Origin of the sequence: Streptomyces sichuanensis (assembly GCF_020328095.1) — a bacterium.
Lineage (GTDB): Bacteria > Actinomycetota > Actinomycetes > Streptomycetales > Streptomycetaceae > Streptomyces > Streptomyces cinnamoneus.
In genome coordinates, this window is record NZ_JAIXMK010000186.1 from 1 (window position 1) to 8,677 (window position 8,677).

An 8,677-nucleotide genomic window follows, 5' to 3' on the forward strand; every position below is an offset into this window, starting at 1 on the left:
GCGCAGAGCCGGTCCGGCGGGCTCCAGTCGAGTCCGAGGCCGCGCGCGATGTCGTGGGTGTGCACGACGGTCTCGACCACGCCCATGGCGGCGAAGCCGGGGGCGTCGGAATTCCCCCACGGGTGCCAGGCCCGGTCGCCGGGCGCGGCACCGCGGACGGTGGCGGCGAGCAGCGACGCCGCGATGCGGATGCCCTCCAGGCGCGTTGAGACCGGGGCGTGGGGGTCCAGCGAGGCGAAGAGCGTGATGTAGCGGTCGGCGGGCCGGGCGGTCAGCAAGCCCGCGTAGCCGACGAGGCCGAGCGCCAGGTGGTCGAGGGTGGCGTGGCAGGACCAGTCGAGGTCCCCCGCCGTCCGGGACCAGTCCCGGCCGGCCCCCGTCTCCAGCAGGGCCGTGCACTCCTCGGCGGCCGAGACGACCAGGCCGGCCCAGTCGCTCATGCCCGGCCTCCGCCTCGGACGAGCTCGACGAGGGCCGCGTAGCTGTCGCCGCCGTGGCCCGCGGCGACGGCCCGGGCGGTGACGTCCTTGAGCAGCTCGGGCAGCGCGGTGTCCAGGCCGCGGGCCTCGCTGGCGTGGACGAGGTGCTCGATCGTCGCGAGGTGGACGTCCAGGGTCGCGTCGTCGCCGGGGTAGCGGCCGGCGTCGACCTGCGGCGCGTAGGTGTTCATGAACCCGCTCACGGCGGTCATCCAGCGGGTGGCCACGTCGGTGAACCGCGTGGCGGGGACGTTCTCGGAGCCGGTCAGCGCCGCGCCGTGCAGCCAGCCGCTGAGGGAGGCCCACATGAGGCCGAGCAACGCGGTGTCGTAGAGCGAGGCCAGCGCCGGGTCGGCGCCCAGGTCCACCGGGTCGGCCAGAGCGGCCAGGGTGTCCCGGTGGGCGGCGAACGCGGTCGGCGAGCCGCTGCACAGCAGCATGAACTCGCTGCTCCCGATGCCCGGCGGGGTCGTCATGATCGCCCCGTCGAGGTAGTCGGCGCCGTGCGCGGCGGCCCAGGCGGCGCGCTCGCGCGCCTGCTCCGGCGAGCCCGAGGTGAGGTTGACGAGCGTGCGGCCGGCCAGCGCGTCGGCGACGGGGCCGAGGACGGCGTGGGCGTCGTCGTACGTCGTCACGCAGATCACGACGACCTCGCTCGCGGTGACGGCCTCGCGGACCGACTCCGCGCGGACGGCCCCCTCGGCGGCGAGGGCCGCGGCCTTGGCGGCGGAGCGGTTCCAGACGGTGGTGGCGTGGCCGGCGGCGAGGAAGGCCCGGGCCAGGGCCGAGCCCATCTGTCCGAGGCCGAGCACGGTGACGGCGGCGTTCATGGTGTGTTCTCCCCCATGCGGGGTTTCCCCCGCGTTCGCGGGCTTTCGCCCGTGTCGATCACGTACCTCCACCCTCCCAAGGGGCGCCCGGGACCGGACAGTGGCAGAAGCGCCCACCGACGAAAAATTCCTGCCATAGGCTGCCCGGCATGAGCGCCGGTTCCGTAGCCGTAGTGGTGATCGACGACGACGTCCCGTTCTGGGACCTGTACGAACTGGGGGTCGTCTGCACGGTCTTCGGCATCCCGCACCACGACCTGGCCGACCCCTGGTACGACCTGCGGCTGTGCTCCACCGGGGGGACGTCGGGGCAGCCGGCGCCCGCCGGCGGCGGCTTCGCGCTGCGCACGCCGTACGGACTGGAGGGGCTGGCCGGCGCGGACACGGTGATCGTCCCCTCGGTGCCGGAGGCCGTCGTCGAGGGCGCCCGCGAGCTGCCGCCGGAGCTCGTGCCCGCCCTGCGCCGCGCCGCGGACGAGGGCGCCCGCCTGGTCTCCCTGTGCGCCGGGGCCTTCGCGCTCGCCGCCGCCGGGATCCTCGACGGGCGCCGCGCGACCGCCCACTGGATGCACGCCGGGCAGCTCGCACAGCAGTACCCGCAGGTCCGCATCGACGACTCGGTGCTCTACGTGGACGACGGCGACGTGCTCACCAGCGCCGGGGTCACGGCGGGGCTCGACCTGTGCCTGCACCTGGTCCGCCGCGACCTCGGGGCGCACGTGGCCAACCAGCTCGCGCGCCGCCTGGTCGTCCCGGCGCACCGGACGGGCGGGCAGGCGCAGTTCGTGGAGCTCGCCGTGCCGGCCGGCGGGGACGAGGGGCTCGCGCCCGTCCTCCAGTGGGCCACCGAGCACCTGGACCGGCCGCTGACCGTGGAGGACCTGGCGCGCCGCGCCCGGATGAGCCCGCGGACGTTCTTCCGCCGGCTGCAGGCGACCACCGGCACGACACCGTTGCAGTGGCTGCTCACCCAGCGCCTGGCGCGGGCCCAGTCGCTGCTGGAGTCGACGACGCTGCCGGTGGAGCGGATCGGCGAGCTGAGCGGGCTGGGGACGGGGGCGAACCTGCGCCGGCACTTCACGCTGCACTTCGGCGTGACGCCGAGCGCGTACCGGCGGGCGTTCCCCGCGGCCTCCTGATCGCTCAGAGCGAACAACAGGCCGGGAACATCGCGGCAGCCCCGGGCATTGAGTCGATGTAGCTCAACTTGCCTGCCGAAGGGGAGATCATGGCTTCGATGTCGACACCGCTCACCCTGCCCGTGCTGCCCCTCGACGACGAGGTGGTCCTGCCCGGCATGGTCGTCCCGCTGGACCTGTCCGACACGGAGGTGCGGGCGGCCGTGGAGGCCGCGCAGGCCGCGGCCTCCACGGAGGGCAGCAAGCCGCGCGTGCTGCTGGTGCCGCGCGTCGACGGCACGTACGCGGCCATGGGCACGCTCGGCACGGTCGAGCAGGTGGGGCGGCTCTCCGACGGCGACCCGGGTGCGCTCATCCGCGGCGTCCGCCGGGTGCGGATCGGGGCCGGTACGACCGGGCCCGGCGCCGCGCTGTGGGTCGAGGGCACCCCGGTGGAGGAGGTGACGCCCGACCCGCTGCCCGGCGCGGTCACCGAGCTGATGAAGGAGTACAAGGCGCTGGCCACCAGCTGGCTGCGCAAGCGCGGCGCCTGGCAGGTCGTCGACCGCGTCCAGCAGATCGAGGACGTGGGCCAGCTCGCCGACAACTCCGGCTACTCGCCCTTCCTGACCGTCGCCCAGCGCGTCGAGCTGCTGGAGACCGCCGATCCGGTGGCCCGCCTCAAGCTCGCCGTGAAGCGGCTCGGCGACCACCTCGCCGAGCAGGACGTCGCCGAGTCCATCGCCAAGGACGTCCAGGAGGGCGTCGACAAGCAGCAGCGCGAGTTCCTGCTCCGCCGTCAGCTGGAGGCCGTGCGCAAGGAGCTCGCCGGGCTCAACGGCGATCCGGAGAACGAGTCCGACGACTACCGGGCCCGCGTCGAGGCCGCCGACCTGCCCGGGAAGGTGCGCGAGGCCGCGCTCAAGGAGGTCGGCAAGCTCGAACGCGCCTCCGACCAGAGCCCGGAGGGCGGCTGGATCCGCACGTGGCTCGACACGGTCCTGGAGATGCCGTGGAACGAGCGCACCGAGGACGCCTACGACATCCCCGGCGCCAAGGCCGTCCTCGACCGGGACCACGCGGGCCTGGAGGACGTGAAGGAACGGATCACCGAGTACCTGGCGGTGCGCAAGCGGCGCGCCGACCGGGGGCTGGGCGTGGTCGGCGGGCGGCGCGGGGGCGCGGTGCTCGCGCTCGTCGGCCCGCCCGGCGTGGGCAAGACCTCGCTCGGCGAGAGCGTGGCCCGCGCGATGGGCCGGAAGTTCGTGCGGGTCGCGCTCGGCGGCGTCCGCGACGAGGCGGAGATCCGCGGCCACCGGCGTACGTACGTGGGCGCGCTGCCCGGCCGGATCGTCCGCGCGGTCAAGGAGGCCGGCTCGATGAACCCGGTCGTCCTGCTGGACGAGATCGACAAGGTGGGCTCCGACTTCCGCGGCGACCCGGCGGCGGCGCTGCTGGAGGTCCTGGACCCGGCGCAGAACCACACCTTCCGCGACCACTACCTGGAGGTCGAGCTCGACCTGTCCGACGTGGTCTTCCTGGCGACGGCCAACGTCCTGGAGGCGATCCCGGAGGCGCTGCTGGACCGCATGGAGCTGGTGCGCCTCGACGGCTACACCGAGGACGAGAAGGTCGTCATCGCCCGCGACCACCTGCTGCCCCGGCAGCTGGAGCGGGCCGGCCTGGAGAGCGGTGAGGTCGTGCTGCAGGAGGCGGCGCTGCGCAAGCTGGCGGGCGAGTACACGCGGGAGGCGGGAGTGCGGACGCTGGAGCGCGCGGTGGCCCGCCTGCTGCGCAAGATCGCCGCGAAGCACGAACTGGGCGAGCAGGAGCTGCCGTTCACGGTGGGCGTGGAAGAGCTGCGTCCGCTGATCGGCCGCCCGCACCACACGCCCGAGTCCGCGCAGGACCCGGCCGAGCGGCGCACGTCCGTGCCGGGCGTGGCCACGGGGCTGGCGGTGACGGGGGCCGGCGGCGACGTCCTCTTCGTGGAGGCGTCGCTGGCCGATCCGGAGACCGGCGGTGCGGGCCTGACCCTGACCGGCCAGCTGGGCGACGTGATGAAGGAGTCGGCGCAGATCGCACTGTCCTTCCTCCGCTCCCACGGCGCCGAGCTGGAGCTGCCGGTCGGCGACTTCAAGGAGCGCGGCGTCCACCTGCACGTCCCGGCGGGCGCGGTCCCCAAGGACGGTCCGAGCGCGGGCATCACGATGACGACGGCCCTGGCCTCGCTGCTGTCGGGCCGCCAGGTGCGGCCGGACGTGGCGATGACGGGCGAGGTCTCGCTGACGGGCCGGGTGCTGCCGATCGGCGGGGTGAAGCAGAAGCTGCTGGCCGCGCACCGGGCCGGGATCACGACGGTGATCATCCCCAAGCGCAACGAGCCCGATCTGGACGACGTGCCGGCCGAGGTCCTGGCCACGCTCGACGTCCACCCGGTCTCGGACGTCCGGCAGGTCCTGGAGCTGGCGCTGACGGCCGCCTCGACGGCGGCCCCGGAGGTCCCGGTCGCGGCGTGACGGACGCGGCCGGGACCCGCACCCGGCCCCCGTGCGGGGCCGGGCCGCGGGCCTTCCGGCGCCTCAGCCCAGGTACGGCTCGAAGTCCCAGTAGGGGCGGACGCGTTGCCGTGCCGAGAGGGTGTGGGGGTGCTGTGCTCCCAGGGTGCGGGTGAGGCGCTGGAGGGCGTCCTCCTCGACCTTGCCCGCTTCCTCGTGCTCGCGCAGGCCGCGGAGGTCCATGGCCAGGGCCACCTCGCAGGAGAGGGTCAGGGGGTGGTCCTCGCCCAGCGCCCGGCGGGCGCGGCGCAGGGTGTCGCGGCTGAGGTCCGCGGCGGTGTCCAGGCGGCCGGTGAAGTTGCGGCCGCCCGCGGCGTTGAGGGCACAGCCCAGGACCCAGGGGTGGTCGGGGCCGAGGGTGGCGGACAGGCCGGCGAGGGCCGCCTCGAACATGGTCAGCGCCTCACCCCGCTCACCGGCGGCCTGCAGGATGAGGCCGGTGTTGGAGAGCATGCCGGTGCTGATGGGGTGGGCGGGTCCGAGGAGTTCCCGGAAGCCCTGCTCGCCCTCGGCATTGAGGTCCCGGGCCTGCTGCAGGTCGCCGTTCTCCCGGGCGTAGTTGGCGTAGTCCATGAGGACGCCGAGCGTGGCGTAGTGCCGGCGCCCGTGCACCTGCTCGGACTGTTCGAGCAGGCTGGCCATGGAGCCGCCCACGTCCTGCGGTGCGCCCGCGCGCCGCTCGCACAGCACGAGGTTGTGCCGGGCGCGCAGGGTCTGCGGGTGCTGGGGGCCGAGGACCTGCAGGTGCAGCCGCATGCTGAGCTCCTGGCTGGCCAGCGCGTCGCGGTAGCAGCCCATCAGCCGCAGGTCGCGGGCGCAGGCGATGCCGGAGACGAGGGTGGCGGCGTGCCGGGCCCGCAGCAGCGCCTCCCGCTTGCGCAGCGTCTCCAGGTCCATGTCGTACGCCTCGGTGTAGCGGCCCAGCAGACGCAGTCCGGCGGCGAGGTTGTGCTGGGCGAGGAGCGTGAGGTAGTCGTCGGGGCCGAAGAGTTCGAGGGCGGTCTCCAGGACCTCGCGCTGCGTCTGGAGGGCCTCGGCGTACTGGCCGAGGTAGCGCTGGTCGGCGGCGAGGCAGCTGGTGGCCGTCATCAGACCGGCGCTGTCGTGGGCGGGGGTCGCGCGCAGCCGGTCCAGCAGCTCGCGGTCGAGCTCGTAGGCGGCGCGGAAGGCGCCGTTGGCGCGCAGGATGTTGCCCTGCTGGGTGCTGAGCTCGATCATGCGCGGGTGGACGGGCGGCAGGAGCTCCGACCACTGGGCGCGCACCTGCTCGGCCAGCTCCACGCCGGTGCGGAACTCGCCGCTGCGGTAGCAGTAGCGCAGCAGGTTGAGCACGGTCTCCTGGACGCGTTCGTTGTGGCTGGCGAGGGCGCCCGACGGCTCCAGGTGCGGCAGCAGTTCGGCGTAGCGGGGCCACAGGCGGGAGTCCTGGGCGTTGCCCGGGTCGGCGGCGGCGAGCGTGCGGCGCACGACCTGGCGGTGCAGCTTGCGGTCCTCGGGGGAGGTGAGGCGGGCCACGATGTCGTGGACGATGCGGTGCATGTGCACCGACTCCTGCTCGGGGCCCGGCTCCTCGCCGGCGAGGACGCTGCGGGTGTCGCGGGTGAGGACCGAGTAGTTGACGAGGGTGTCCAGGGCCCGGGTCCAGCCGGCCAGGTCGCTGGCGAGCCAGTCGAGGCCCTCGGGCAGCTCTGTGGGGCGCAGGTGGCGGACGAGGCCGATGGGGATGCGGCCGGGGGCGAAGGAGGCGCACAGCGAGAGCAGCTCCACCGCGTGCGGCTGGGAGTCGCGGAGCCGGTTGATCAGTATCGACCAGGAGGTGAGGGAGGAGCGCGGGACGCCGTCGAAGCCGCCCTGGTCGGCGAGTTCGGACAGCTCGCCGTCGCGGACCATGCGCAGGTAGTCGGGGACGGCCATGTCGGACTCGCCCAGCCAGGCGGCGGCCTGGACGAGGGCGAGGGGGATGTCGCCGAGCTCGGCCGCGACCTCGTCGGCCTGGCCGGCGGTGATGCGGGGCGCGCGGCGCATGAGGTAGCCGGTGGACTCGTGGCGCTCGAAGCCGGGGATCTCCATCACGTTGGTGCGGCTGTCGTTCCAGCGGCGGTTGCGCGAGGTGATCAGTACGTGGCCGGGGCCGTCGGGGAGGAGGTCCTCGGCGGTGTCGATGTCGTCCCAGCCGTCGAAGACGAGCAGCCAGCGGCTGTGCGGGTCGCCGCGGCGCAGCGCCTCGTGGACGGCGCGGATGCGTTCGCCGGGTTCGGAGCCGCTGGCCAGGCCGAGCTCCGGGGCGAGTTCGCCCAGGCGTTCGCGCAGGGTGCCGCGGGTGTCGGAGTTGACCCACCAGATGACGTCGTAGTCGGAGCTGAAGCGGTGGCAGTACTCGGCGACCATCTGGGTCTTGCCGATGCCGGACATGCCCAGGAGGGTGACGACGGCGGTGCCCTGGTCGGCGTCCATCAGCTGCTGCTGCAGCCGGTTGAGGAGGTCGTCGCGGCCGGTGAAGCGGACGTTGCGGCGGGGCACCTCGCCCCAGACGGCCGGCGGGTCGTTGGGGTAGCGGGAGCCGGCGCCGGCGCTCAGGGACCGGCGGGCGGGCACGACCGGCAGGCCGAGGCGGCCCAGCAGGCGGCGTTCGGCCTCCTGCGCGCCCACGCTCCACAGGTCGACGGGCTCCAGGACCGTGGTGGCGGTCAGCAGGGCGCGGTTGGTGAGGTTGACGGCGGCGAAGCGCTCGGCGTTGGCGTGGACGATGCCGCGCAGGGCCTCGTTCCACTCGGCCTCGGGGCGCGGTCCGAGCTGGAAGAACCAGTCGCTGAGGACGAGCAGTATCCGGCCGGAGGCCAGCAGCAGGTCGCCGAGCGCGACTTCCAGGGGCACCTCGCGGGGCGGGTCCCAGCGGTGGAGGGTAACCCGGTGGCCGTGGCTCTCCAGCCGGTGGGCGATCCAGGTGGCCCACGGCCGGTGGAAACCGGCGAAGACGACGACGAAATGCTCGCTTTCCCGCCCCTGCGCACTGCCGGCCGCTTGTCGCTGCGTGGCCATCCGCACGTCTCCCTTGTTCTCCGCACCGCGCCGGCCGGGAGCCGGCGCGGAGCAAGATTACCGTATGTCACCAAATGGTGACATAGCGCCAATGGCCACGGGGCGCTCCCCGGACCGCGCCAGGGCGCCGAGGTGCCGGTGCATGCCGGTGACGAACTCCCGCCCCGCAGCCGTCAGTTCAGCCGATTCAAGCAGGATGGGGAGGGCTTCCGCGACCTGCTGGAGGTAGGAATCGCGGCGCGCGCGGGCGTCGCGCCGGGCGGCGGCCGGCAACGGGCGGCGCAGCGCCGCCCGGGCCCAGAGGTCGGCCAGCGCCAGATGGGCGTACGTGCCCTGGAGGACCCCGGCGAAGGGCCGCGGGTCGGGGCGCCACGCCACCCGGTACGCCTCGCGCGGGCCGGCCCCGTGCAACGGCAGGAGGTCGTGCAGGACGGAGAGCTTGCTGTGCTGGGTCTCGTGGACGAGGACCTCGGCGAGGTCCGCCGCCGTCTCGGGCAGGGTGGCGAACACCGCGCCCGGCGCGGCCCGGAACGTCGCACTGACCTTCGGGCCCGCCCCGCCGGCCGCCGCGGCCGGGCGGGCGAGCGGCACGACGCAGCGCAGCAGCGCCGCCACCTCCGCGGCACGGGCCCGGTCCACGGCGCGCAGCAGGG

Annotated in this window: 5 protein-coding genes and 1 pseudogene; 2 read left to right on the forward strand and 4 right to left on the reverse strand. The window is 74.4% G+C overall.

Features of this window, described 5'->3' with window-relative positions; all coding sequences use genetic code 11:
• Positions 1–440, reverse strand: a 440-nt coding sequence (locus LE181_RS30225) for a maleylpyruvate isomerase N-terminal domain-containing protein (protein ID WP_225664701.1), incomplete at its 3' end; no start/stop codon positions are given.
• Positions 437–1,312, reverse strand: a pseudogene (locus tag LE181_RS30230) (NAD(P)-dependent oxidoreductase); the annotation flags it as partial. The gene LE181_RS30225 and the pseudogene LE181_RS30230, both read right to left, overlap by 4 nt.
• Before the next feature lie 146 nt (positions 1,313–1,458).
• On the opposite strand from LE181_RS30230, the gene LE181_RS30235 reads away from it, so the two are divergent.
• On the forward strand, positions 1,459–2,448 hold the full coding sequence (locus tag LE181_RS30235) for a GlxA family transcriptional regulator (RefSeq protein WP_225664703.1): 990 nt from the start codon (positions 1,459–1,461) through the stop codon (positions 2,446–2,448).
• A gap of 89 nt (positions 2,449–2,537) precedes the next feature.
• The gene (gene lon, locus LE181_RS30240) at positions 2,538–4,946 is read left to right on the forward strand and encodes an endopeptidase La (protein WP_225664704.1); all 2,409 of its coding nucleotides are present in this window, start codon (positions 2,538–2,540) and stop codon (positions 4,944–4,946) included.
• Between the two features lie 63 nt (positions 4,947–5,009).
• Here lon and fxsT read toward each other — a convergent pair whose 3' ends face one another.
• Positions 5,010–8,024: an FxSxx-COOH system tetratricopeptide repeat protein gene (fxsT, locus tag LE181_RS30245; RefSeq protein WP_225664705.1), complete on the reverse strand. Its 3,015-nt coding sequence runs from the start codon at positions 8,022–8,024 to the stop codon at positions 5,010–5,012.
• A gap of 57 nt (positions 8,025–8,081) precedes the next feature.
• On the reverse strand, positions 8,082–8,677 hold a 596-nt coding region (locus tag LE181_RS30250), incomplete at its 5' end, for an aKG-HExxH-type peptide beta-hydroxylase (protein WP_263869587.1).